General features: G+C 63.2%; 18 protein-coding genes. 8 read left to right on the top strand and 10 right to left on the bottom strand.

Features of this window, described 5'->3' with window-relative positions; all coding sequences use genetic code 11:
- Positions 1-31: 31 nt before the first annotated feature.
- The 7 genes from sphantq_RS16350 to sphantq_RS16320 form a co-directional block, all read right to left on the bottom strand.
- The gene (locus sphantq_RS16350; protein WP_272799004.1) at positions 32-2,416 is read right to left on the bottom strand and encodes a TonB-dependent receptor; all 2,385 of its coding nucleotides are present in this window, start codon (positions 2,414-2,416) and stop codon (positions 32-34) included.
- A gap of 62 nt (positions 2,417-2,478) precedes the next feature.
- Complete coding sequence (locus sphantq_RS16345; protein ID WP_443021561.1) at positions 2,479-3,912, bottom strand: aldehyde dehydrogenase family protein; 1,434 nt, start codon at positions 3,910-3,912, stop codon at positions 2,479-2,481.
- A gap of 147 nt (positions 3,913-4,059) precedes the next feature.
- The gene (locus sphantq_RS16340) at positions 4,060-5,361 is read right to left on the bottom strand and encodes a cytochrome P450 (RefSeq protein ID WP_066601341.1); all 1,302 of its coding nucleotides are present in this window, start codon (positions 5,359-5,361) and stop codon (positions 4,060-4,062) included.
- A 304-nt stretch (positions 5,362-5,665) separates the two neighbouring features.
- Complete coding sequence (locus sphantq_RS16335; protein ID WP_066601339.1) at positions 5,666-6,409, bottom strand: MerR family transcriptional regulator; 744 nt, start codon at positions 6,407-6,409, stop codon at positions 5,666-5,668.
- Between the two features lie 115 nt (positions 6,410-6,524).
- On the bottom strand, positions 6,525-7,568 hold the full coding sequence (locus sphantq_RS16330; protein ID WP_066601337.1) for an aromatic ring-hydroxylating dioxygenase subunit alpha: 1,044 nt from the start codon (positions 7,566-7,568) through the stop codon (positions 6,525-6,527).
- Positions 7,569-7,713: 145 nt separating this feature from the next.
- Positions 7,714-8,493 (bottom strand): SDR family NAD(P)-dependent oxidoreductase, encoded by a 780-nt coding sequence (locus sphantq_RS16325; RefSeq protein ID WP_129926557.1) that lies wholly within the window; start codon positions 8,491-8,493, stop codon positions 7,714-7,716.
- 64 nt (positions 8,494-8,557) lie between these two features.
- Positions 8,558-10,810 (bottom strand): TonB-dependent receptor, encoded by a 2,253-nt coding sequence (locus tag sphantq_RS16320; protein WP_272799002.1) that lies wholly within the window; start codon positions 10,808-10,810, stop codon positions 8,558-8,560.
- Positions 10,811-11,031: 221 nt separating this feature from the next.
- Between sphantq_RS16320 and sphantq_RS16315 the strand changes: the two genes are divergently transcribed.
- The 6 genes from sphantq_RS16315 (at position 11,032) to sphantq_RS16290 (ending at position 18,226) form a co-directional block, all read left to right on the top strand.
- Positions 11,032-12,345 carry a Rieske 2Fe-2S domain-containing protein gene (locus sphantq_RS16315; RefSeq protein WP_242496017.1) on the top strand — a complete coding sequence of 438 codons (1,314 nt, stop codon included), beginning with the start codon at positions 11,032-11,034 and terminating at the stop codon, positions 12,343-12,345.
- Positions 12,346-12,492: 147 nt separating this feature from the next.
- Positions 12,493-13,425: a PDR/VanB family oxidoreductase gene (locus sphantq_RS16310; protein WP_066601330.1), complete on the top strand. Its 933-nt coding sequence runs from the start codon at positions 12,493-12,495 to the stop codon at positions 13,423-13,425.
- A gap of 80 nt (positions 13,426-13,505) precedes the next feature.
- Positions 13,506-14,861: an MFS transporter gene (locus sphantq_RS16305; protein ID WP_242496018.1), complete on the top strand. Its 1,356-nt coding sequence runs from the start codon at positions 13,506-13,508 to the stop codon at positions 14,859-14,861.
- Positions 14,858-16,486: a GMC family oxidoreductase gene (locus sphantq_RS16300; RefSeq protein WP_272799001.1), complete on the top strand. Its 1,629-nt coding sequence runs from the start codon at positions 14,858-14,860 to the stop codon at positions 16,484-16,486. Before sphantq_RS16305 ends, sphantq_RS16300 begins: the two co-directional genes overlap by 4 nt.
- A 20-nt stretch (positions 16,487-16,506) precedes the next feature.
- Positions 16,507-17,994, top strand: a complete 1,488-nt coding sequence (locus sphantq_RS16295; RefSeq protein ID WP_272799000.1) for an aldehyde dehydrogenase family protein — start codon at positions 16,507-16,509, stop codon at positions 17,992-17,994.
- Between the two features lie 10 nt (positions 17,995-18,004).
- Complete coding sequence (locus tag sphantq_RS16290; RefSeq protein WP_066601324.1) at positions 18,005-18,226, top strand: DDE transposase family protein; 222 nt, start codon at positions 18,005-18,007, stop codon at positions 18,224-18,226.
- Between the two features lie 10 nt (positions 18,227-18,236).
- Here the strand turns inward: sphantq_RS16290 and sphantq_RS16285 are convergent, their stop codons facing one another.
- The gene (locus sphantq_RS16285) at positions 18,237-19,484 is read right to left on the bottom strand and encodes a LysR family transcriptional regulator (protein ID WP_066601322.1); all 1,248 of its coding nucleotides are present in this window, start codon (positions 19,482-19,484) and stop codon (positions 18,237-18,239) included.
- A 204-nt stretch (positions 19,485-19,688) separates the two neighbouring features.
- On the opposite strand from sphantq_RS16285, the gene sphantq_RS16280 reads away from it, so the two are divergent.
- Both sphantq_RS16280 and sphantq_RS16275 read left to right on the top strand, forming a co-directional pair.
- Positions 19,689-20,828: an acyl-CoA dehydrogenase family protein gene (locus sphantq_RS16280; RefSeq protein WP_272798999.1), complete on the top strand. Its 1,140-nt coding sequence runs from the start codon at positions 19,689-19,691 to the stop codon at positions 20,826-20,828.
- 121 nt (positions 20,829-20,949) lie between these two features.
- The gene (locus sphantq_RS16275; protein WP_066601317.1) at positions 20,950-21,309 is read left to right on the top strand and encodes a YciI family protein; all 360 of its coding nucleotides are present in this window, start codon (positions 20,950-20,952) and stop codon (positions 21,307-21,309) included.
- 5 nt (positions 21,310-21,314) lie between these two features.
- Here the strand turns inward: sphantq_RS16275 and sphantq_RS16270 are convergent, their stop codons facing one another.
- Positions 21,315-22,502 carry a CaiB/BaiF CoA transferase family protein gene (locus sphantq_RS16270; protein WP_272798998.1) on the bottom strand — a complete coding sequence of 396 codons (1,188 nt, stop codon included), beginning with the start codon at positions 22,500-22,502 and terminating at the stop codon, positions 21,315-21,317.
- A 134-nt stretch (positions 22,503-22,636) separates the two neighbouring features.
- Positions 22,637-23,371 (bottom strand): FadR/GntR family transcriptional regulator, encoded by a 735-nt coding sequence (locus sphantq_RS16265; protein ID WP_272798997.1) that lies wholly within the window; start codon positions 23,369-23,371, stop codon positions 22,637-22,639.
- Between the last annotated feature and the right edge of the window lie 68 nt (positions 23,372-23,439).

The raw sequence follows: 23,439 nt of genomic DNA, 5'->3' as shown, positions 1-23,439 counted from the left end.
CGCGGCCGCCGGTCAGCGGCCGCGTCGGCTGTTATCTGAAGTTGAAACCGACCGTCACGCCATAGGTCGCAGGCCGGCCGGCGAACCGGGCGGAATTGTCATTGGCGGGAATGACGTTGGTCCAATAATAGCGGTTAAAGATATTCTTGGCCCACAGGCTGACTCGCCAGCGTTCGTCGCGCGCGACATAGCCGATGCGACCATCGACCGTCGTATAGCCGTCAATCTTGTAGATATAGTCGACACCGGGCTTGAGGATCGTCGCGGGCGATGCCGGGAAGGTGATCCGGCGACCGCCCAGCGTCGCATCCGACGCGCTGCGACCGGCGATGGTGAAGCCAACGAAGGGGGCGCCGCCATCGGGCATTTCGACCTTGTAATCGACGTTCAGCGAACCCGACCATTTAGGCGTGAACGGCAACGGATCGCCGCTGAAATCATTGTTCACGCCAATCACGTTCACGCCGGTATAGCGCTTCACCTTGGAGTCCAGATAGGTGCCCGCCGCAGCGATCGTCAGCCCTTCGACCGGACGGAAGGTGACATCGGCCTCCGCGCCCTGAATGCGCGATTTGGGCACGTTGACCAGCACGTCGAGAATACCGAAGATCGGGTCGGGCGTCTTGCCGCGGATCTGCTTGTCGCGATAATCATAATAGAAGGCCGCGAAGTTGAGCGAGACCATGCGATCGAACAATTGCGTCTTTACCCCCGCCTCATAGGCCGTGACCGATTCCTGCGTCACGGGCGAAAGCGCGGTGTAGGTCGCGGCGGCCAGGCTGGGATAGGAGCCGGCCTTGTACCCGCGCGAAGCGTTGGCATAGACCAGCGTCTGCGGCGTCACCTGATAATCCAGGCCGACACGCCATGAGACATTATCCTCCTTGAGCGTGCGGATATAGGGCTCGCCGGGGACGTTATTCTCGTTCAGCGAATAACAGTCGGTGTTGCCGATCGGGGTGAACGGCACGCTGCCCAGCAGCGTTCCGAGCAGGTTGAACAGATCGGCGACATTGCCGTCACCGGCCGCATAGCCGCAGATATTGGCGTTGTTGCGGCTCTTGGTGTAGCGCGCCGCGCCCTTGAGCGTCAGTTCTTCGGTCAGCTTATATTCCGCATTACCGAAGAAGGCGTAATTCTCGATCTTCTGCTTGTTGGTTACGCCACTGGCGTTGATGAACAGGTTGTTGGGATTATAGTTGGTGCTGTCGATATAGCGCAGAACCTGATTTTCGAAGGTTGTGCTCTTTTCGTAATTCGCGCCCAATATCCAGCGGAAGGTCCCGGACTGATCGTTGGCCAGACGCAGTTCCTGATTGAAGGAATGAATATAGCCGTCATTGCGTTCCAGATCGAACACGATGAGGTTCATGCCGTCGCCGTCGGTGACCTGATCCTGCTTGTAATCATCATAGGATGTCAGTGACGTCAGCGTCAGATCGTCGCTCAGGTCGATGTCGCTGCGCAGCGCCGCCTGGAAGAATTTGCGATCCGCACGCGGACGAAGCGCGCCGGTCGACCAGTCGGCTGCGCGCGCATTGTCCGGCGCGAAGGGATAGTTCAGCAATTCAGGCTTGGCAAAGGCGGGAATCTGACCGAATTTGAGCACCAACTGCTGCGCCTGCGGATCGGACTTGTCGCGCCAGCCATTGATGTTCAGCGCAAAACGCACCGTATCGGCTGGCGTCCAGTCCAGCAGGAAGCGTCCGGCATAATATTCCTGCTCGCCCAGCTTGTCGTTGCGGGTGTAGCTTTTCTGCCAGTCGTCGGCGTGCAACGCCGTCCCCGCGAGACGAAAGCGCAGATTTTGCGTGATCGGTCCGCTTATGAAGGCATTGCCGTCCACCTGGTTGAAACGGCCATAGCTGATGTCGCCGCCCGCTTCGAACGCGGATGTCGGCTTGGCGGCGATATAATTGATCGCGCCGCCCGTCGAATTCTGGCCAAACAGCGTGCCCTGCGGTCCCTTGAGCACTTCCACCCGTTCCAGGTCGAATGCGGTATGGCTGGCCATCACCGGGAAAGGCAGCGGGGTCTGGTCGAGATAGACGCTGACCGCCGGATAGACGCCCAGCGAACTTTCGTTGAAACCCACGCCACGCAGGGTGAAGATGGGTGTGTTGGCGGTGCTCGATGCAAAGGCAAGACCCGGCACGACGCTGGCGATATCCTCCAGCGAAGTGACCTTGCGGCTTTCGAGCGCTTCGCCCGATACGGCCGTGATGGACAGGCCGACCTTGTTGATATTTTCCGACCGCTTGTTGGCGGTCACGATGATTTCACCGTCGGGCGATGGTTGCGATGTCGATGCGGCGGCCGATTGGGGCGCCGCCTGATCCTGCGCGAAGGCAGGGCTGGCCGCCACCAGCCCGACCACGCCCGCCGAACGCATCAATCGTGAAAAATTGCGTTTCATTTCTTCCCCTCCAATTGTGATTTTCGTTGATAATTTTTGCGTATTTTCAGGTAAATATCGGCTCAGTCGTCCAGCAGCGCCGTGACCGTCTTGGTTTCGGTATAATGCAGCACGCCTTCCTCGCCGACTTCGCGGCCCCAGCCCGATTCCTTCACGCCGCCAAAGGGCGCCGACGGATCGTTCATGCCGTGGGTGTTGATCCACACCGTACCGGCCTGCAATTTGCGCGCTGTCAGATGCGCGCGCGACAGGTCGCGGGTCCAGATATTCGCGGCCAGGCCATAACGGGTGTCGTTGGCTTGGCGGACCACTTCCTCGACATCGTCGAATGGCGTGGCGACCAGCACCGGGCCGAAAATTTCCTCCCGCACGATGCTGGCGTCGACGTCGGGATTGGCGAAGATGGTCGGCTCCACGAAATAGCCTTCGCGATCGCCGGTGCCGCCGCCGGTGACCAGGTCCGCACCGCTCGCCTTGCCCTGTTCGATATAATCGAGCACCCGGCCCTGCTGCACTTTGGACACCAGCGGTCCCAGCATCGTGTCGGGGTCGCGCCCATGGCCCAGCTTGAACGTCTTGGCGACCTGGGCCACGCCGTCGACCACCTTGTCGAACACCGACCGTTCGACATAGAGGCGCGATGCGGCAAGGCAGACCTGCCCGCTGTTGAAGAAGATGGCCAGCGCCGCGCCGATCGCCGCCTTGTCGAGGTCCGCGTCGGCGAAGATCAGCGAAGGCGACTTGCCGCCCAGTTCCAGCGTGACGCGCTTGAGATCCTTGGCGCAGGTCTGGACGATCTGCTTGCCTACGCGGGTCGACCCGGTGAAGGCGATCTTGTCGATGCCGGGATGCTCGACCAGCGCCTGCCCCGCTTCATGGCCATAGCCGGTGACGATGTTCAGCACGCCTTCGGGCAGCCCCGCCTCCAGCGCCAGTTCGGCCAGACGCAGCGCAGTCAGCGGCGTGACCTCCGACGGCTTGAGCACGATGGTGCACCCTGCGGCCAGGGCCGACGCGATCTTCCACGCGGCCATGGCGAGCGGATAGTTCCAAGGCACGATCTGTCCCACGACGCCGATCGGTTCGCGCACGGAATAGCTGTGATATTGACGGCCATCCCCCGAAATCGGGTTTACCTGCCCATAGATTTTGGACGCCCAGCCCGCCATGTAGCGAAAAATGTCGACGGCGGCCGGCACATCCACGGCCAGCGCATGATGCACCGCCTTGCCATTGTCATAGCTTTCGAGCAGCGCCAGTTCCTGCGCATGATCCTCGATCTTGCGGGCGATCGCCTCGATGATCTTGCCACGATCGAGCGGGCGCATCCGGCTCCATGCGGCGGATTCGAACGCAGCCCGCGCCTTCGTCACCGCCCGGTCCACATCGGCCGCCGTGCCCGCGGGAACGGTCGCGAAAGCCTGGCCGGTGGCGGGATCCTCCACCGCGATGGTGCGGCCGTCCCCGGCATCTTCCCACGCACCGCCGATCAGCATCTTTTGCGATGGCAGACGAACTTCAAATCCCGGTTCGCCATGCAGTCCGGCGGCGATGGTCGTTGGTGCGTTCATGGAAACAGTCTCCGGGCGTGAAAAAGAAGGAGCCGCGCCCGCCTTTCAGGGCGCGGCCCAGGGGGAGAGGGTTCAGCTTCGCTTGAAGCGGATCGGCAGCGCCTTGTACCCGCCGACGAAATTGGTCTCGACCATGCGCGGGTCGCCCGCCAATTCGACGGATTCCAGATGCGGCAGCAGTTCCTCGAACAGGATGCGCATCTCCAGCTTGGCCAGATGTTGCCCCAGGCACATATGCGGGCCGAAACCAAAGGCGATGTGCGGGTTGGGCGACCGGGTGATGTCGAAACGGTCCGCGTCGGCAAAGACCGCCTCGTCGCGGTTGCCCGACGGATAGCAGATCATCAGTCGTTCCATCGCGCGAATGTCCATGCCGCGCACCTGCGTGTCGGCCGTCGCGTTGCGCATGAAATGCTTGACCGGGCTGGTCCAGCGGATCGCTTCGTCGACCAGGCCGGGGATCAGCGACGGGTCCGCCTTCACCTTCGCCCAATTTTCGGGATAGAGCATCATGCCGTGCAGCCCGCCTGCGGTGGACGACGACGTGGTGTCATGCCCTGCGGTAGCGATCGCGACATAATAGCCGTTCGCCTCGTTACGCGGGATCGGCGCGCCGTTGATCCGGGAATTGGCGATCAACGACAACAGGTCGTCGGTCGGATTTTCACGACGATCAGCACTCAGCTTGTCGAAATAGGTGTAGAAATCCTCGATCGAGGCAGCCCATTGCTTCGCCGCCACCACAGGGTCTGTCGCCATTTCGGGCCGCTGTTCTTCGGGATCATGGACGCCGAAAAATTCCTGCGTCAGCTTGAGCATACGCGGCTCGTCTTCAGGCGGCACGCCAAATAGCGTCATGATGACGCGCAGCGGATAATGCAGCGCGAAATCGCGGACGAAATCACATTCGCCGTCGAAACTCAGCAGATTGTCGACCGACTTGCGCGCCAGGACGCGGATCTGTTCCTCCAGCTTGCTGATCCGGCCGGGCAGGAACCAGTTGGATGTCAACGTGCGGTAGGACGCATGTTCGGGCGGGTCCATATAGGTCAGCGACGACAGGATGCGGATCGACCCGCCGTTGATTTCCCGCGTGAAGGCGTCGGACGCCTGATCGACCAGAATCGGGTTGTGATCGGCATTGTGGAACAGCTTGCCGTTGCGCTCCACTTCCTTGATGTCGGCATGTTTGGTGACGACCCAGATCGGGTCGTAGCCCGGAACCTGCGCGATCCCCAGCGGCATATTGTCGCGCAGCCACTTGAACGCGCCATAAATGGTCGCGTCGTCGGTATAGCTTTTGGGCGCGATAACGATCCGGGCTATGTCGTCGGGGATGATCGGACGCACGTCGGCATCCAGCGAAGTCGCCATGAAACTACCCTCTCCTGATACGCTGCCTTACGGCGATATACGTATTGCGTAGGTTCATTACGTAACTGAGGGACGAGATTCGTCAATCGTTAATATCGGTCGGACCATTCAGCGTTATTTTTCGCCTAAGCCGCCTATTTTCGGGCTTTTTTGGGTCTAAATGCGCGTTCGCCATCCTCGAAACTGAATGATGACCCAAAGTTTGAATAGAGCTGCCTATTCGGCGCCGGGATTTTTTTTCGCCAGCTATAAACCGCGGCCGCCCGGCGGACGATCCGCCAGGCCGCCAGTCACGGCACGATGTTCAGGGCAAGGGTGGCAAGGTCATGGCCATGTCGTCGGGGCGATCGGTTTGCGCACCAGCGCGGATTGCGTCGACATGGGCAAAGAAAGCGCGCTGACGCAGCAGGCCGAAAAAATCGAGCATCAACGGCAGCGCATGTTCGACCATGGTCGCGGCATCGTCCACGGCGATATGGCCGTCTACGCGCGCCAGGAAAGTGGCCGCTTCCCATCGCCCGACGAAATCGGCGGCCTGGCGGTAAAAGCCCAGAATCTCCGGGGTGTAATTAAGCCGCTGGTCGAACCCGGCCCGCCGCATGTCTCCCCAGATGCGGACCAGTTGCGCGCAAGTGATGCTCAGCGCATCGCCCTGCTCCGTCTCGATGATGTCCAGGATGCCGATCGTCGCCAATGTCCGGGCGTCTTGGGCCGCGTGCGGATAGCGCTCCAGCAGCGAAGCGATCATGACAGGCGGCCCATCCACGCCGACGCGATGCGCGACCAACTGCTCCAACTGGTCGAAGGCGCTGGCCTCGACCCGCCCCTCGGTCCCCTCGCCGCCGATGATCGCTTTGATCTGCGCCAGCGTCAGCCTGTTTTCGCGCTGGAGTCGCCGCACGGCGAGAATCGCCTGCACATGCTCCTCGCCATAGTCGGCGACGGTCTTGCGCGGACGCGCTGGTTCCGGGATTAGTCCTTCGCGCAGATAGACGCGGATGGTTTCCCGATGGACTCCGGTCCGGTCCTCCAGTTCGCGCATCTTCATAGGCCCGCTACAGCATGACGCGCCGGGCCGGGCAAGCCGTTATATTATCGGAATACGCAATATGCCCCGCACGTTCGGCATGATGTCAGGCCGCTACGGGGCATATGCGCTGGGATCAGGCGGCGACCTTGCCGCCTTCCTCCGCTTCCTGCATCGCGCTCAACAGACGCCGTGCCTGGTTGACCGCGCCATCGCTGGCAATACCGATGAAGGGCCGTTCGGGTTCGTCGTCGATCCGGGCCTGCTGCGCCTGCAATGTGACCTCGTCTTCCGTGATGGTGTCGAAAAACTGGTCGAACAGCACATCGGGCACGCCGCTTTCCTTGGGCGCTGTGGTGCAGATGGTCCACAGATAATGGCTGGTCGTTTCGGTTTCTGGCGTGATGAAATGATTGTTCGCCAGCATGAAGCCATTGTCGCGCTTGCCTTCATAGGCGCCGGTGCCGACATCGCACCCGCCCGCATTGACGCGGCAGGTCATGCCAATGCCCGGTTCGAACCGCACTTCCTGCCAGCGATCCACCCGACCCTTGAAGCCGCCCGCGTCGATATAGGATTTGGGCGGGATCGAATTGGGCATCTTGCGCAGCAATGTCACCTTGCGGCCGTCAAACTCGACCTTGGTGTCGGCATTATAATGTTGTTCCGGGTTCCCGCCGATCGTGCGCGCATGGATATAGGGCACATGGGTCAGGTCCATGATATTGTCGATGATCAGCTGCCAATTGGCCTTCACCGGGAAGTTATAAGGCCTCCAGGTCCAGGCCGGATCATTATGTTCGGGGCTATCTACGATGATCGAGGGATCGGCCAGCGCCGGTTCGCCCATCCAGATCCAGATCAGATGATCCTTCTCCACCACGGGATAATGGCGAACGTTGGCGGACGCGGGGATGCGCGCCTGGTTAGGGATGCGGGTGCAGGCGCCCTTGCCGTTGAACTCGACGCCATGATAGCAGCAGCGCAGGACGTCGCCGTCGACATGCCCGGCGGACAGCGGCATGGCGCGGTGGCTGCACCTGTCCTCCAGCGCGGCGATCTCACCAGCTTCGGTGCGGAACAGCACGACCGCCTTGTTCAGATATTTGCGCCCTAGCGTCTTGCCCGGTTCGATATCGGCGGCAAAGGCGGCCACATACCATGCGTTGTAAATGAACATGCTACTCTCCAGTATTCGGCCGGGCGGTTCACTGCTCCGGCGCTACCCTATTGTTGGGCATGATTATGGATGGGCCGTGCGCCAGCGCCAATCGCAATCCCATAAAGCCATAAGAAAAGCGGGAAATGAACATGGCAAAGCGGGATCACCGCAAATACAGCCCCCCGTTCATATCCAGCGTCGCACCTACAAAAAAACCGCCCCGGTCCGACGCCAGCAGCGCCGTCGCCGCCGCGATCTCGCCCACGGCCATGAAGCGGCCGACCGGCACTTCGCCCTCGACCCGCGCGATCTGCTCGGCCGACAGCCGCGCCTTGGCGGTGTCGATCGGGCCGGGCGCGATGGCGTTTACGGTCACGCCCGTCCCGGCCAGATAGCGCGCGAAATATTTGGTCAGCATGATCGCCCCGGCCTTCGACGCGGCATAATGGGGCGATGCCACCGTCCCGCCATTCTGCCCGGCGAGCGAGGTGATGTTAACGATCCGGCCATAGCCATTCTCACGCATATGTTCGGAGAATATCTGGCAGCTCAGGAACACGCTGCGCATGTTGATCTGGACGATCGCGTCGAACTCTTCGGGTGAAATATCCTGCGTCGGCGTCCGCTTGGCGAAGCCTGCGTTGTTCACCACAATATCGACCTTGCCCCAAAGGGCCGCCATCTTGTCCCGCGCGGCCAGGAAATGATCCTTTTCCCGCACGTCCAGCGTCAGGGCGATCGCCGTTTCGCCCGACGGGTCCAGCGAAGCCGCCACCGCCTGCGCGACATCGATATCGACGTCGCTCACCGCCACGCGCCCGCCACCTGCATGGATTTCGCGCGCCACCGCCTCCCCCACGCCGCGCCCGCCGCCGGTCACCAGCGCGGTGCGCCCGGCAAAGGAAAAACTGCCATTGGCGGGAAGGGTGAATTGTTCGGTCATATGTCCGTCCTGAAACTGGCGAAAGAAAAGGCGGGGAAGGCATCACCTTCCCCGCCCCAGGATATTAGTGGCGGAACGACAGCGTCAGGCCATAGGTCCGCGGCGTGTTGGTGAAGATCTTCCAATAGGTGGTGCCGTTACCGGGCACAGCCAGGAAGGCGGTGATGTCGTCCGCATTGACGATCTGATAGTTGTTGGTGAGATTCTTGCCCCACAAGCCGATCTGGAACCGCCCGTCCGCTGTCTCGTAATTCAACCGCGCATTGAGCGTCCGCCCGCGGGTATCCTCGTGCAGATTGTCGTAGAGGCGCAGCGTGTTCGCATCATCGGTCGAGATGCGGGTAGAGAAGTTGAAGTCGGCCTGCGGCGTCAGCGTCGCGCCATTGCTCAGGCGTCCGGTATAGGCCGCACCCACAGTGAAGCTGTCGCGCGGCGCGAACTTGGCCGGATTGCCCGAATAATCCAGGTTCACCAGCGGATCGCGCAGGTCGGTATATTTGCCCACCAGATGCGTGTAATTGGCGGTCAGGCGCAGATCTTCGACCGGACGAATCACGGATTCGACCTCCAGCCCCTTCATCTTGAGCGTACCATTATAGGTATGGGCGATGCCGCCTGCGCCGGAGAAATTCTGGAGATTCTTCGTCGTCTGGCGGAACAGCGCGACGTTCAGGTCCAGCTTGTTGTCGAACAGGCGCGACTTGGCGCCGATTTCGTAATTCTCCGCCTTCTCCGGCTCCAGCGGGATGGTCGGGTTGCGATAGGCATTGTCGACGAAGCCGCCCGACTTGAAGCCCTTGGCATAGGTCGCATACATGTTGACCTTGTCCATCGGTTCGAACTTGATCGTGAAGCGCGGGGTGAAGGCGTCCCAGGTCTTGCCGCCCGACGCGAAGACTTCGCCGGGGAAACCGAAGCCGGGAATGGCGCCCGCGTCCGTGGTCGAGAAGGCGTGATAGTCGATCTTCTTGCGGTCCGACGTGTAACGGCCGCCGGCCACGACGGCCAGCTTGTCGGTGATCTCGAAGGTCGCTTCGCCGAACACGGCCAGGCTGCGGACATTGCCTTCCTGAACGCGGGTGATATTGGTCACCTCCGGGTTGCGGCGCACGCTGGCGTTGACCGCCGAACCGGGCAGCGGGCTGTAGAAGAAGATGTTGGTGGTCGAAACATCGGCCGACAGGAAATAGGCCCCGACCACATAGGAGAAGCGGCCCGGCGCGGAGGCGAAGCGGACTTCCTGCGTGAAGCTGCGGTTTTTCACCACCTGGCGGCGGTCGAACACGGGGACTTCGGTGCCAACCGGCACGTCGTCGTTGATCGCGCGGCTGTCATTCATGCGATAGCCGGTGATCGACGTCAGCGTGCCGCCCAGCAGGTCCAGGTCGCCGCGCAAATAGCCGCCGCGCAGACGCTGGCGATAGGGCGAGGACACGAAGTCGTTATTCGTCCACTTGTCGTCGCTGAAATCGCCGAACGTATCGGGAATGACTTGATTGCCGCCGATGCCGAGCTGGATCGCGCCGCCATTGCCTTTGGTATAGCTGTAATCGCCCGACAGGACGATCTTGAGCGTGTCCGTCGGCTGGAACAGCAATTTGCCGCGGGCCGAATAGCTGTCCGACTTGCCATAGCTGCCCGACTGGTTCGGCGTGTCGATCAGACCGTCATTATGTTCGGTGCTGAACGCGAAGCGGCCGGCGATCTTGTCATCGACCAGCGTGCCGTTGACCATGCCCTCGGTCCGCACATAGCCGCCATTGCCGCCGGTGATCTGGGCGTAATAATCATCCTTGAAGTCGGGATTCTTGGTGATGACGGCGATAGCGCCGCCCACCACATTGCGCCCGAACAACGTGCCCTGCGGCCCGCGCAGCACCTCGACGCGATCGGTGTCGTAGAAATTGGCGTTCAGGTCGTTGTTGAACACATAATAGACGTCGTCCATGAAATAGGCGACCGGCGTGTCCAGCGTGGCGGTGCGGAAGGTCGACACATTGCCGCGGATCGCGACGATCGACAGCGACTTGTCGGCGGTGTTGACGGTGATGCCCGGCATCTGCTGCGTCAGCGCGGCGGGGCTGTATACCTGCGCCTCACGCAGCAACTCGCCGCCGAATGCCGCGATCGAGAAAGGCACTTCGCGCACCGTCGATTCGCGCCGCTCTGCGGTCACGACGATATCTTCGGGGAACAGATTATCCTGCGGCGCAACCCGCTGAGGCGCGGCCTGATCGGCCTGCGCAAAGGCCGGCGCGGCCACGATCATAGCGGCGATCGCGCTGAGTGCTGAGGATGTTTTGAAACTGAAAGGCATGGCCCGGACTCTCCCTTAACGACACGGCTTGACGCCGCCTGGGAAGCGTGAAGCAGCAAAAAAGAAAGAGGTGCAATAGTATCGTCCCGATTATTGAATGGTCCGACCACATTCCGATTGGGGCGTGTGACTGCGACCCTCTATTCAGGGACCAGGGAATGGCGCCGGCTTTGATTCAGGCCGCGCCAATAACGACAAGCAAGGAAGAGGCTGAAAAACTCATGCAGTCCACTGATAGCGCCGACATGACCAGGGTTGGACCGGGCACGGTCATGGGCACAATGATGCGCCAATATTGGATGCCCGCTTGCCTGTCATCCGAAGTGAAGGCCGATGGCGATCCGCTGCGTCTGATGATCCTGTGCGAAAAGCTGATCGCCTTCCGCGACAGCAGCGGCCGGGTCGGCATCATGGACCACCGCTGCCCGCACCGCTGCGCGTCGCTGTTCATCGGCCGCAATGAAGAAAACGGCATACGCTGCGTCTATCATGGCTGGAAGTTCGACGTGGACGGCAAATGCGTCGACATGCCGTCCGTCCCCGCCCGCATGGACTTCAAGGAGAAAGTCCATGCCAAGGCGTATAAGACGCATGAAGCCAATGGTCTGATCTGGGTCTATATGGGCGAAAACCAGTCCGCCCCGCCGCCGCTGCCCGAAATCGAAGCGACGATGCACCCGGACGCCGAAATCTGGTGCCTGCAACGCGATTGCAACTGGCTCCAGGCGCTGGAAGGCGACATCGACACCAGCCATGTCGGCTTCCTCCATGTCGGCTCGATCGAGGCGGACGACCTGGACGAGGATCATCCGATGCGCCCGACCGTCCTCAACCGCGCGCCCGACTATGAAGTGGCGCAGGCTGACTGGGGCGTCATGTATGGCGGCTATCGCCCGAACGACGATGGCCAGATGAGCTGGCGCGTCGCCCATTATATGTTCCCCTTCTGGACGCAGACGCCCAACAACCGTTTCGCGACCCGCGCCATCGCCCGCGCCTGGGTGCCGATGGACGACGAACATTCGATGCTGTTCGACATCACCTGCGGCGTGGATGCGGGCAATCCAGCCTATACCTCCACGCTCAAGGACGGCACGCCGTTGTTCGCGCCGCTCGAATATGCGCCGACCACCACCGACTGGTATGGCCGCTGGCGCTCGCCTGACAGTCAGGCGAACGACTGGGCGATCGACCGCGATTCCCAACGCAACGGCACCCAGTTCACCGGCATCCCCAACATCACGATGCAGGATCAGGCGGTGACCGAAAGCATGGGACCGATCACCGACCATAGCTTCGAAAATCTGGCCCCCACCGACCAGATGATCGCCCGCGTCCGCCGCCGCGTGCTGCTTGCCGCCCGTGCGCTCGCCAACAAGGGCACCTTGCCGCCGGGGATCGAGGATCCCAGCATCTTCTACCGCGCGCGCGCAGGGTCGTTCCTGCACGACCCCAGCGACACGCTGGCCAATGCCTATGAATCGGCGCTGGCCAAGGCGGTGCGCTGGCCCGACAAGGTCGAAGCGGCTGAATAAGGCATATATAAGGACCGGGGCGATCCATGCCCCGGCGCCTCAGACAAGGATGATAAAGGTGACGAAACGCATTGCGGTTTGTCCGGTTCGCCGATCCATGGCGTCCCGGCCCTGCCAAGAGACGCATCGCACCGGACGGAGAGGGTGATGCGCGCACGATTGAAGAATATCCGCTGGGAAGCCGAAGGCATCAACAGCTACATCCTCGAACCCGTCGATGGCGGGCTGATGCCGGCCTTTGATCCCGGCGCCCATGTCGACGTCCAGCTCTCGCCGGGGCTGGCGCGCAGCTATTCGCTGGTCAATGATCCCGCGATCCGGAGCTATTATGAAATCGCCGTCCATCATGCGATCGATGGCCGCGGCGGGTCGCGCCACATCCATGAAAAATGGCAGGTCGGCCAGATTCTCGAAATCTCCGAACCGAAAAACAACTTCCCGATGGTGGAAGATGCCAACCACACCGTGATGATCGGCGGCGGCATCGGCATCACGCCAATGCTGCCGATGATCGCGCGGCTGGAGAAGCTCGGCAAGAGCTGGGAGTTGCATTATGTCGCCGCCTCCCCGGAACGCGCCGCCTATGTCGATCGCCTGTCCGATTACGACCAGGTCGAGATCGCCTATGACGGCATTCCCGGCGGTCGCCGCCTCGACCTGAAGGCCATCTGCGCCGCGGCGCCTGCCGACGCGCATCTCTATTGCTGCGGTCCGGGCGGGATGCTTGACGCCTTCCTGGCCACCAATTGCGACCGGCCCAAGGGTCACGCCCATATCGAATATTTCTCAGCCGAAACCGAGATGGCGACCGAAGGCGGCTATACGCTGGAACTGGCCAAGAGCGGCAAGACTATCGCGGTCGAAGAAGGCGAAACGATGCTCGACGCGCTGCTGAGCGCCGGCGTCAATGTCGGCTTCGCCTGTTCCGAAGGGATTTGCGGCACCTGCGAGGTCAAGGTTCTGGACGGCATTCCCGACCATCGCGACCATTTCCTCTCCGATGACGACAAGGCTGCGAACAGATCAATCATGGTCTGCTGTTCGGGATCGAAAAGCGCCAACCTAGTGCTGGACCTGTAAAAGCGATATTCCGGTTTTCCAATTTCATACCGGCAAATGAATGAAGCGGCCGCAAACGGCCCAAGGGTAAGGAGAAGGTCTTGGCGGTCGCCACGATAGAAGGCAGCAGCACAAAAGGGATGCTGGACGACATACCCATGTCGTCCTACCAGATCTGGTCTGTGCTGATGATCGCCGCGACCGTCATTCTCGACGGCCTCGATAACCAGATGCTCGGCCTCGCCGCGCCGTCGCTGCTCAAGGAATGGGGAATCGACCGAACGGCGCTTGGCTCCGTTTTCGCGCTCGGCTTCGTCGGCATGGCCATCGGCACGCTGACGTCGGGCTGGGTCGGCGATCGTTTCGGCCGCCGTGGCGCGCTCATCATCGGCGTCGCCATCTTTGGCGTCGCAACCCTGCTCACCGGCTTTTCCGGCGCGCTGTGGCAGGTCGCAGCCTTGAAGACGCTGGCAGGCGTGGGCCTCGGCGGCGTACCCGGCACCGCCAGCGCCATGATTGCGGAATTCACCCCCGTTCGCTGGCGCAGCGTCGCCGTCACCTTCGGCGTGGTGTGCGTCTCCATCGGCGGCATATTGGGCGGGGTCGCCGCCGCGCTGATCCTGCCGGGCCTTGGCTGGCGCTGGCTTTTCTATATCGGCGGCACCGTGACGATGATCTTTGTCGCCTGGCTCTGGTTCGTGCTGCCCGAATCCCCTCGCTACCTTGCCGAACGGCCCGATCGCGCCGCCGAACTGGACCGCATATTGCGCCGCATCGGCCATCCCAATCCCGCGTCCGCCGCCCATGTCCCGCTCGCCGCCGGGGAAGCGCCCCGCTTCGAACCGATGCGCAACCTGTTCGGCGCCGCGCTGCTACGCGACACGCTGGCGCTCTCTGTCGCTATGTTCTCCGGCATGTTCATGATCTATCTGATGTTCAACTGGGCGCCCACGATGCTCAACAGCGCAGGCTTCGGCCTCCAGACCGCCAGCCTGGGCCTCACCAGCTTCAACATGGGCGGCACGATCGGCGCGATGATCGCGTCGCTCGCCATCATCCGCTTCGGCTCCCGACCGGTGCTGATCCTGATGGCGTTGGTCGGCGCCGCCGTCTGCGCCACGCTCGCCCTGCTCCCCATCAGCGGCGGCCGTAACGAAGCCGCCGTCCTCGCGTGCCTCGGCGCGCTCGGCCTGTTCGCCAGCGCCGCCCAGTCCGCCATGTTTGCGGTCGGCGCCCATGCCTTTCCCACCGGCCTGCGCGCCCGCGGCCTGGGCTTGATGGGCGCGGCCGGCCGGGTCGGCGCGATCGTCAGCGCGGTGGCGGGCGCGCTGCTCATCGACTGGGGCAATCTCGGCTTCTTCGGCGCGCTCGCCGCCCTGATGCTGGTAAACGCCCTGGGTTTCATTGCCGTGCGGGGCCATGTGCCCGCGCTCGGCCGCAAGGACGCACTATCATGAGCGACAGCTTCGACTATATCGTGATCGGATCGGGTTCGGCGGGCAGCCTGATGGCCAATCGTCTGTCCGCTGACCCCGCCAACCGCGTCGCCTTGATCGAAGCGGGACCATCCGACAAAAAATGGCCGGTCAACCTCAAGACCGCCATGCCGGTCGGCAATATCTTTCTGCTGCCGCACGAAAAATATAATTGGAAACAGGCGCTTACTGGCAACGCCGCTGTCAACAACCGCACAATCAACTTTCCGCGCGGCAAGCTGTTTGGCGGATGCAGCGCCATCAATGGCGGCGTCTATATTCGCGGGCAAAAGGCCGACTATGACGCCTGGGCGAAGGCGGGCAATGACGGCTGGGCCTATGACGACGTCCTCCCCGCGTTCAAGGCGGTCGAAAATTATGCCGGTCCCGAAAAAGGCTGGCACGGCAAGGGCGGCGAACTGGATGTGCAGAAGCCCAAAAGCTGGAACCCGGTCAGCGCCGCCATCGTCGACGCGGCGGCAGAGGCAGGACATCAGCGCAATGACGATTTTGCTGGCGAACGGCAGGATGGCTTCGGCCGCTATGACCTTAACCAGCGCAACGGCACCCGCCTGTCGAGCGCCCGCGCCTTCCTCCACCCCGCCCTCAAGCGCGCCAACCTCACCGTCCTTGATGAAACCATGGTCCGCCGCATCCTGTTCGATCGCGGCCAGGCCGTCGGCCTGGAGATAGAAAAGGACGGCGCGCGCAGCACCATCTCCGCGCGGCGTGAAATCATCCTGTGCGCCGGGGCGACCAACTCGCCGCAATTGCTGATGCTCTCCGGGATTGGGCCGCAGGATCATCTGCACGATATGGGCATCGATGTCGTCCACCACCTGCCCGGCGTCGGCCAGCATTTGCAGGATCATCCGACCGTCCATGTCGCGATGGAAAACCCGTCGGCCGAATCCTACGCCGTCTCGGCCAGGGTGCTGCCCCGCATCCTCGCCAGCCCATTGAAATATCTGTTCAAGCGGGAAGGGATGCTGGCGTCCAATGTGGCGGAGGCCGGCGGCTTCCTCTGCACCGACGGCACCGGCCGCCCGGACATTCAGATCACCTTCCTTGCCGGGCTGAAGCTTGACGCACGATCCGTCCCCCGTCGCCACGGCTATATGGGCCTGATCCAGTTGCTGCGCCCCAAAAGCGCCGGCTCGGTGCGTCTGGCCAGCAACCGGCCGGAGGACAAGCCGGTCATCGACCCCAATTTCTTCGCCGATCCTTATGACATGAAAACCTTGATCGCCGGCTTCCGCGCATGTCGTCACATCTTCGCCCAGCCCGCGCTGGCCGCCATGACCGGCGCGGAAATCGAACCGGGCGCCCAGCATCAGAGCGACGCGGAGATCGACGCCGCCCTGCGCAAGATCGTCAACACCGCCTATCACCCGACCGGCACCTGCAAAATGGGGCCGGATGGCGATCGCATGGCGGTGGTCGACGGCCGCCTGCGCGTGCGCGGCGTGTCCGGCCTGCGCGTGGTCGATGCCTCGGTCATGCCGGACATCATCAGCGGCAACACCTCCGCCCCCACCATGATGATTGCCGAGCGCGCCGCCCGCTTCATCCTGGAAGACGCCGTCACATCGAATATCGCCGCCTGATCGCGGCCCGGAGAGCCCCCATGAACATGATGACCATCCCCCCCCGCCCCGCCCTGCTCGACACGCCGGATCAGGACATGCTGATCGACGGCCAGCGCGTCCCCGCTTTGTCCGGCAAGCGTTTCGAAACCCGCAACCCCGCCACCGGCGAGTTGCTCGCTACGATCGCGCAGGGCGGCGCCGAAGATGTGGACCGCGCCGTCAAGGCCGCCCGCGCCGCGTTTGAGGGGCCATGGCGCCGGATGAAGCCGGTCGAGCGGCAGCGCATCATGCTCCGCCTCGCCGATCTGGTGGAGGCGCATTTCGAAGAACTGGCGATGCTCGACACGCTCGACCTTGGCGCGCCCTATAGCCGCACCATCATGGGCAAGGCGCGCGCGGGCGCGCTGCTGCGCTATTACGCCGGCCAGGCGATGCTCATCACCGGCAACACGATAGACAATAACGCCCCCGGCGACGTCCTCTCGCACACGCTCAAGGAACCGATCGGCGTCGTCGCGGCGATCAATCCCTGGAACGGCCCGATCGGCATGTCGGTTTGGAAAGCCGGCCCGGTCCTCGCCACCGGCTGCACCCTGGTCATGAAGCCCGCCGAACAGACGCCCCTCTCCGCGCTCCGTTTCGGCGAGCTTTGCCTTGAGGCCGGCGTCCCCGAAGGCGTCATCAACATCGTCACCGGCCTGGGCGATGCGGGCGCGGCGCTCTCCAGCCATCCCGACGTCGACAAGATCGCCTTCACCGGCTCCACCGGCGTTGGCGAGAAGATCCTGCACGCCGCCGCCGCGTCGATGAAGCGCGTTACGGTGGAACTGGGCGGCAAGTCGCCCAACATCGTCTTCGCCGACGCCGACCTGGACAAGGCGGTGCCGGCCGCCGCCATGGCGGTCTTCGCCAATGCCGGCCAGATTTGCAGCGCGGGCACCCGCCTGTTCGTGCAAAACGCGATCCACGACGAATTTATGGAGCGGCTGGCCGCCTTCACAAAGACGATCAAGGTCGGCGACCCGCTCGACCCCACCACCCAGATGGGACCGGTCGTCTCCGCCCCTCAGATGGACAAGATCCTCGCCTTCATCGCAGGCGCCAACACGGAGGGCGCCCGCCCCCTGACCGGCGGCGGCCGCATGAGCGGCGCGGGCTATGATGCGGGCTATTTCATCGAACCGACGATCTTCACCCATGTCGCCGACGACATGACGATCGCGCGGGAAGAGATTTTCGGCCCCGTCCTCTCCGCCTTCACCTTCGATACGGTGGATGAAGTTCTGGCCCGCGCGAACGCCACCGAATTCGGCCTGGGCAGCGGCGTATGGACCCGCGACCTTGGCACCGCCCATCGCATGGCGCGCGGCATCCGCGCAGGCTCCGTCTGGGTCAATTGCTACCAGATGCTCGACCCCGCCGTCCCCTTTGGCGGCTACAAGATGAGCGGTTTCGGCCGCGAATCCGGCCCGCACCATATCGAGGATTATCTGGAGACGAAGGCGGTCTGGATCAATCTGGACTGAGGCGCGCACCGTGCAGCAGAGCAGCAACAGCAATGGCGTGCATCTGGAGGAGGAGATGATCCTCCAGATGCAGAGGCTGGCCACCGGCCGCACCGACGAAGCGCTCAACGCCCGCTTCGGCATCAGTTACAATACATGGCGCAAATTGCTCGCCGGACAGCCGATCCGGCCCTCGCTCGCCAATCGGCTGAAGGGCCGGATCGCCGCGCTTCAGGCCATCGATCGGCCATAGGCGGGCGGCATCACACCCAGCCCGATTCCCGCAAATCGGGCGGCGCGCCTTCGACCCGCTCGCCCTTGGCCGCCTCGCTCACCATTTCCAGGAAGCGCCGCTGCGTCGCAGTCGGCCGCCAGCTGCGCCGCGTGGTGATCCCCACCACCCGCTTGCTGTCCTCCAGCGGCGGACCGATCTGGGTCAGCAACCCGCTGCGGATCTGCAACGCCACCTGGTCGGGCGACAACAGGGTCAGGAAATGGCCTTCGGTCAGCAGCCGCCCGATGATCATGACCGACCCGCACTCGATCGGGGTCGCAGGCGGCGCGACCGCCGGCGCCACGCCCTCCCCAAACAATTTCTCCCACTGTTCGCGCAGCGGCGAATTGGCCGGCGCCACGATCCAGGGATAGCGCGCCAGTTGCGCCATCGTCGGTCTCGCCTCGGCCGCCAGCGGATGCTGGCTCCCCGCCGCGATCACCAACCGATCCTCCGACAACGGCAATTGATACAGGTCGGCAATCTCATAGGGCCGCAGCGCGCCGACGATCATGTCGATCACGCCATCGCGCAACGGCTCCACCAATTCGCGCCAGCTTCCCTCCAGCACCTTGAACGCCGCACGCGGATCGCTCCGCGCCATCCGCGCCATCGCGGCCGGCACCAGATAGGGCCGCGCCAATGGCAGCGCGCCGAACGCGATGACCTCGCTGCCGCTGCCGCTGTCCAGCCCCATATCGGCCAGCGCCGCGACGATCTCCGCCACCGCGAGCCGCGTGCCGCGCGCCAGCCTTTTCCCCGCCGGGTTGAGCCACACCGCCCGCCCCCGCCGCTCGACCAGCTTGCCGCCGATCATCTGCTCCAGGTCGCCGACCGCGCGATGCACCGCCGTCTGCGACAAGGTGCTGCCATGCGCCGCCGCCGCGAAGCTACCCGCCTCCGCCAGCGCCAGGAAGGCGCGCAGCTGCGTCATCGTCATCAGCCGTTCGGGATATTGAAACACGCCCGACAGCCCCTTGGCTGCCTGCGACAGATGATCCAGCGCCGCACGGGCGCGCTCGATCACGATCTCGCCCATCGGCGTCGGCACCATGCCACCCGACCGCCGTTCGAAAAACGTGTATCCGAACTGCCGCTCCAGCTTCGCCAGCCCCTGCGTCAACGCCGGTTGCGACAAGCTCACCACGTCGGCCGCGGCGGTGATGCTGCCATGTTCGCGGATCGCCAGCAGCGCGCGCAGGTGGCGCAGATTGAGGTCGAACGGATCGGTCGCCATGCCGCTTACTCTTGTTACCCTGCGCCCGCGCGCTTTTGCGTCATCGGGCTGCCCCACCTCTAAAGGACAACTGTCCCAAAGGACAGCCGCAGCCCTTCCATAAACCGGAAAATTTAATGGACTGACCATTATTCCAATGGTAGGACCAATATTGAACAACGCGGTGATCCGCGCATCAGAGTCGAACCATAAGGAGGCTGCCCCGTGGACTTTGAACTGCCCGACGACATCAAGGAATTTTGCGACGTCACCCGCGATATCGTGCGCGACCTGCTGCCGCATGAAATCGAATTTCAGGCGACCGGCAAAGTGCCGCCGATCGTGCGCAAGACACTGATCGACAATGGCTATTTCGGCATGGCGCTGCCCGAACAATATGGCGGCCTGGGCCTGGGCGCCCTTGCGCAGGCAGCCGTGCAGATCGAACTCGCCCGCCTTCCCCCCCAATTCTGGACCGAACTGCGCCCGCTCATGGGGCCGGGCGCCAAGAACATCATGTATCATGCCTCGGAAGCCCAGCGCGAAGCGCTGCTGCCCGGCATGTGTTCGGGCGAAATCGGCATCGCCTTTGCCCTGACCGAACCCAATAGCGGTTCCGATCCGGGTTCGATGCGCACCACCGCGACCCGCAACGCCGACGGCTGGGTCATCACCGGCAGCAAGACCTATATTTCGAACGGCAAGAACGCGAAATATGTGATCGTCTATGCCTATACTGACAAGGCCGCGGGGCCGCGCGGCGGCATTTCCGCCTTCCTGATGCCCGCCGACACGCCCGGCTTCGCCGTCACCGGCACGATCGAACTGATGGGGACGGCGACGCCCGGCGTCTATGAACTGACCTTCGACGAATGTCAGGTCGGCCCCGACGCGCTGATCGGCGAACTCGGCCGTGGCTTCCATTATGCGCTCGAAGGACTGAACGAGGGCCGCATGAATGTCGGCGCGACGGCGGTCGGCATGGGCGAATATGCGCTGGAACTGGCGATCGAGGAATCCAAGCAGCGCCCGGCCTTTGGCGGCGTCATCTCCGATTTCCAGGCGATCCGCCACTATATCGCGACGATGGCGACCGACATGCGCGCTGCCCGCCTGATCCTGCTCGACGCCTGCTGGCGTTATGACCAGGGCGAAAAGCGCCGCGAACTCGCCTCCATGGCGAAACTGTTCGCGACCGAAGCAGGCAGCCGCACCGTCGACACGGCGGTCCAGATTTTCGGCGGTTCGGGCTATTGCCGGGGCTTTGCGATCGAACGCCTCTATCGCGATATCCGCATCACCCGCATCTATGAAGGGTCGTCGGAAATCCAGAAGAACACGATCGCGCGCGAACTGCTGCGATAAAGGGCGCGGGCGGGATGCGTGCAGGCATCCCGCCCCCTCATCTTCATGAAATATATTGCGCCGGGACGCTAATTCCCGAACAATCGCGCCATCGTTCCAACGCCCGGCAAGGAGACAGGCGGTGCGCGTGATGGTGCTGGTGAAGGCGACCGAAGACAGCGAGAAAGGCTATCGGCCCTCGCCCGAAACGGACGCGATGATGGCCGCGATGGGCCGCTTCAACGATGAACTGCGCGACGCTGGCATCCTGGTGATGGCCGATGGCCTCACCCCCTCTTCACAAGGCAAGCGCGTCGCCTTCGATGGCGCCGAACGCACCGTCATTAACGGCCCATTCTCCCAACCACGCGAATTGGTCGCGGGTTTCTGGCTGTGGGAGGTCAAGGATATGGACGAGGCGGTCGCCTGGGTGAAGCGCTGCCCCAATCCCATGCCAGGACCGAGCGAGATCGAAATCCGGCCCTTTCACGACCTGGAATGAGGGTGTTAGAGCAGGTCGCCTCGCGCCTGTAGTGCGGCCACCGCCGCCTCGTCCACGCCCAGCCTGCCCAATATGGTCGCGCCCTCTTCACCCAGTCGGGCGACATGGTTGCGCGCCTCGACCCGCGATCCGCTCATGCGGAACGGCGGGTTGGGCACCTTGAAGCTGCCGGCCCCGTCGCTGATTTCCGCGAAGGCGCCACGCGACGCCAGTTGCGGATCGTCCAGCAATTCATCGATTTCGCGATAGCGCCCGCACGGCACGCCATGGCGCGAGAGGATCGCCTCGGCCTCCTCCGCGCTGCGCTCGCGCGTCCACGTCTCCGTCAGCGCCAGCAGCGTCGCCCAATTGGCGTTGCGATCGGCATTGGTCAGGAAGCGCGGATCGTCGCGCCATTCGGGATGGCCGACCGCGTCTGTCAATTGCTCGAAATTGCGAGGGGATGTCGGCGCGACCATGATGAAGCCGTCATTGGTCTTGAGCGGGGTGTAGAGCGGCCGCCGGGCGTCGCCGGGGAACTGCGCCTCCTGCGTTTCGAACACCAGCATCCCCACCATCGCCTCCAGCATCGACAGGTCGATATGCTGGCCTGCGCCCGTCTTTTCACGCTGATACAGCGCCGCCTGGATTGCGCCAAAGGCATGGGTGCCGCCCAGCACGTCGGCGATGAAGACGCCGCTGGTCGCCGGCCGGTCAGCCCCGTCCTGATAGCGCAGATTGACCATGTCGAAGCCGCTGGCCGCATGGATCACGGGCGCATAGGCCGGGGACAGCGCCTTCGGCCCGGTCTGGCCATAGCCGGAGATCGAGCAGTAGATGAGACGCGGATTGGCCTCGCGCAGCGCGGCGAAGTCCAGCCCGAACCGCGCCATGACGCCGGGCCGGAAATTTTCCACCAATATGTCGCAGGTCGCAATCAAATCCTTGATGAGGGCGATGATTTCGGGGGATTTAAGGTTGCAGGCGATGCTCTGCTTGCCCGCGTTCAAATTGCCGAAATAGGCGCTGAAGCCATCCCGCTTGGGCGGCCGCGCGCGGACCTGGTCGCCATCCAGCGATTCCACCTTGATGACTTCGGCGCCCAGGTCGGCCAGCATCCGCGTCGCGAACGGCCCGGCCATGACGCTGGTGAAATCCAGCACCCGCACGCCATCCAGGGCGCCAACCGTCGCCGCCTTGCTCTCTTCCGCCATAGCCTCACTCGCCTGTCGAACCAATTATTCAATGGTCCTACCTATTGCACGGCGGTCGTGGGGCGTCAATCGCGTACAACTGTCCAACTCGCTGTTTCAAACGCCCCTGTCAGACGCCCGGCCAGGCGCGAAGGTCAGCCCTTGGCCGCCGCCTTGCTGTTCTTGCGGACATGGCGATGCACCCGCTCCAGATGCTTGCGCATCTCCGCCACCGCAGCCTCGCTGTCCTTCGCCCGCAACTGCCGCACCAGCCGGAATCGGGATTCGATCAATGACTGCTGCAACGTCTCATAATCCGGTCCTTGCACGAATTCATGCAGGATCGCCGAAAGGGAATCGACGAAGATGCCGAAGATGCGGTTCTTGGTCGCCCGCGCCAGCACGGCATAATATTCGACGGCGCATTGGTAACGCGCCTCGACACTCGTTTCCCGCCTCGTCCGCTCGGCGATCGCCTCCAGGTCGGTCAGGTCCGTCTCGGTCGCCCGCTCGCAGGCCAGCCGCACGATGATGTCCTGCAACGCCAGCCGCGCCTCGGTCAGTTCATTCAGCGAGATATCGCCCAGGTGGACATAATCCTGCATCGCCTGCACGATCCGGTCGGGTTCTGCCGTCTGCACGAATGCCCCGCCCTTCGCCCCCTTCACATTTCGGATGATCCCGGCGACCTCCAGGCTGCGCAGCGCCTCGCGCAGCGCGCTGCGGCTGACCTGGAACTCGACCGCCAACTCGCGCTCGGCCGGCAGCTTGTCCCCGGCCTTGAGCGTGCCCGCGGCCAATTGCGCGCGGATCTGCTCGCAGATGATCTCGAACGCCCGCCGCGTCTTGATGGGCGCGAAGCTGGGCTTTGCAGAAGAGGTAGATGCCATGGGGTGCGCTCCGGAACAGAGCGACAAATCTATAGCCGCCGCGACCAAAGGCGCAATGGCCGGACCGA

It is taken from the genome of Sphingobium sp. AntQ-1, assembly GCF_028538045.1.
GTDB lineage: Bacteria > Pseudomonadota > Alphaproteobacteria > Sphingomonadales > Sphingomonadaceae > Sphingobium > Sphingobium cupriresistens.
The sequence above is the reverse complement of the archived record's forward strand: the minus strand, read 5'-3'. Positions and strand labels throughout refer to the sequence as shown.

Excerpts from the sequence above, each read along its gene's own strand:
- sphantq_RS16350 (WP_272799004.1), bottom strand. The coding sequence starts at position 2,416 with ATGAAACGCAATTTTTCACGATTGATGCGTTCGGCGGGCGTGGTCGGG.
- sphantq_RS16345 (WP_443021561.1), bottom strand. The coding sequence starts at position 3,912 with ATGCTGATCGGCGGTGCGTGGGAAGATGCCGGGGACGGCCGCACCATC.
- sphantq_RS16340 (WP_066601341.1), bottom strand. The coding sequence starts at position 5,361 with ATGGCGACTTCGCTGGATGCCGACGTGCGTCCGATCATCCCCGACGAC.
- sphantq_RS16335 (WP_066601339.1), bottom strand. The coding sequence starts at position 6,409 with ATGAAGATGCGCGAACTGGAGGACCGGACCGGAGTCCATCGGGAAACC.
- sphantq_RS16330 (WP_066601337.1), bottom strand. The coding sequence starts at position 7,568 with ATGTTCATTTACAACGCATGGTATGTGGCCGCCTTTGCCGCCGATATC.
- sphantq_RS16325 (WP_129926557.1), bottom strand. The coding sequence starts at position 8,493 with ATGACCGAACAATTCACCCTTCCCGCCAATGGCAGTTTTTCCTTTGCC.
- sphantq_RS16320 (WP_272799002.1), bottom strand. The coding sequence starts at position 10,810 with ATGCCTTTCAGTTTCAAAACATCCTCAGCACTCAGCGCGATCGCCGCT.
- sphantq_RS16315 (WP_242496017.1), top strand. The coding sequence starts at position 11,032 with ATGCAGTCCACTGATAGCGCCGACATGACCAGGGTTGGACCGGGCACG.
- sphantq_RS16310 (WP_066601330.1), top strand. The coding sequence starts at position 12,493 with ATGCGCGCACGATTGAAGAATATCCGCTGGGAAGCCGAAGGCATCAAC.
- sphantq_RS16300 (WP_272799001.1), top strand. The coding sequence starts at position 14,858 with ATGAGCGACAGCTTCGACTATATCGTGATCGGATCGGGTTCGGCGGGC.
- sphantq_RS16295 (WP_272799000.1), top strand. The coding sequence starts at position 16,507 with ATGAACATGATGACCATCCCCCCCCGCCCCGCCCTGCTCGACACGCCG.
- sphantq_RS16285 (WP_066601322.1), bottom strand. The coding sequence starts at position 19,484 with ATGGCGACCGATCCGTTCGACCTCAATCTGCGCCACCTGCGCGCGCTG.
- sphantq_RS16270 (WP_272798998.1), bottom strand. The coding sequence starts at position 22,502 with ATGGCGGAAGAGAGCAAGGCGGCGACGGTTGGCGCCCTGGATGGCGTG.
- sphantq_RS16265 (WP_272798997.1), bottom strand. The coding sequence starts at position 23,371 with ATGGCATCTACCTCTTCTGCAAAGCCCAGCTTCGCGCCCATCAAGACG.